This window comes from Arhodomonas sp. KWT, assembly GCF_010993615.1.
In genome coordinates this window covers 4,261-5,769 of the sequence record NZ_WNXE01000152.1, presented here as the reverse complement: position 1 = coordinate 5,769, position 1,509 = coordinate 4,261, and the positions used below count along the sequence as shown (strand labels likewise).

General features: G+C 72.9%; 1 protein-coding gene and 1 pseudogene. Both read right to left on the bottom strand.

Annotated features, from left to right (window positions below; all coding sequences use genetic code 11):
• Positions 1-24: 24 nt before the first annotated feature.
• Positions 25-1,263 carry a Zn-dependent hydrolase gene (locus G7A99_RS15420; protein ID WP_163141708.1) on the bottom strand — a complete coding sequence of 413 codons (1,239 nt, stop codon included), beginning with the start codon at positions 1,261-1,263 and terminating at the stop codon, positions 25-27.
• Positions 1,260-1,509 (bottom strand): annotated as a pseudogene (locus tag G7A99_RS25595) (microcin ABC transporter ATP-binding protein); the annotation flags it as partial. The gene G7A99_RS15420 and the pseudogene G7A99_RS25595, both read right to left, overlap by 4 nt.

The following is a 1,509-nucleotide window of genomic DNA, read 5'->3' as shown; positions in this document are numbered from 1 at the left end:
CGTCCCGCAACCGGCCCGGTGGACCTACGTCGCGGTCTCACGGACCGCCTCGTAGAGGACGGCGGCGCCCCGGGCGGCATCGTCCGGGGTGATGTTCTCGGCCTCGTTGTGGCTGATGCCGCCCTCGCAGGGCACGAAGATCATGGCCGTGGGGCAGACCTTCGCGACGTAGACGGCGTCATGGCCGGCGCCGGAGACGATGTCCATGGCCGGGATGCCCAGCGCCTTCGCGCTGTCACGGACGCGGTCCACGAGCGCCGGGTCGAAGGGCGTGGCGGGGAAGTGCCAGAACTCCCTGAGATCGAGCGCCAGGCCCGCGTCCCGTGCGATGGTCGCGGCCTCGTCGCGCAGGCGTCGGTCCAGGGTGTCCAGGGTGGCGTCGTCCGGGTGGCGCAGGTCCGCGGTGAGGAACACCTCGCCGGGGATGACGTTGCGCGAATGGGGGCTGACGTCGAGGATGCCCACGGTGGAGCAGGCGTCCTCGCCGCCCTCCAGGCCGATGCGGTGGACGAGCTCGACGATGCGTGCGGCCCCTACGAGCGCGTCACGGCGCAGGCGCATGGGCGTGGGGCCGGCATGGGCGGACTGGCCGGTGAGGGTGAGCTCGTACCAGCGCTGGCCCTGGGCGCCGGTGACGACGCCGAGGGGGCACCGGGTGTCCTCCAGCACGGGGCCTTGCTCGATGTGGAGCTCGAAGTAGGCCGCCTTGGGCGTCTGCGCGTGGTCCGCCGGGGTGTCGCCGTTCCAGCCCAGCCGGTCCAGCTCGTCGCCGAGGCGGGCGCCGTCCTGGCCGACGGTGGCGCGCACGGCCGCCGCGTCGAACGCGCCGGACCACACGCCGGAGCCCATCATCGGCGGGGAGAAGCGCGCGCCCTCCTCGTTCATCCACACGACCAGCTCCAGCGGGTGGCGGGTGGTGATGCCGTGGTCGTCGAGCGCGCGGAGGACCTCCATGCCCGCGAGCACGCCGAGCACGCCGTCGAAACGCCCGCCGTTGGGCTGGGTGTCCAGGTGGCTGCCCATGACCACCGGGGGCAGCGTGTCGTCGCTACCCGGCCGGCGGATCCACAGGTTGCCGATGGCGTCCGTGGTCATGGTGCAGCCGGCGTCCCCGGCCCACCCGGCGAGCAGGTTCCGGCCGTCCCGGTCCAGGTCGGTGAGGGCGAGCCGGCAGCTGCCGCCGTTGGCGGTGGCACCGATACGCGCCATCGCCATCAGCATGTCCCACAGGCGCTCGCCGTCGGTGGGGTAGGCGGTACTCATGCGTCGGCCCCCCGCGGGGTCCGGGCCCGCTGCGCGCGCAGGTGGCGGAGGTCCTCCGGGATCTCCCAGTTCTGGCCCGGGATCGCGGCGAGCAGCTCCTGGGTGTAGGGGTGCTGCGGGTTGGAGAACACCTCCTTGGACGTGCCCACCTCCACGATCCGCCCGGTCTGCATGACCGCGATGGTGTCGCTCACCTGGGCGGCGACGCGCAGGTCATGGGTGATGAACATCATCGCGAGCCCCAGT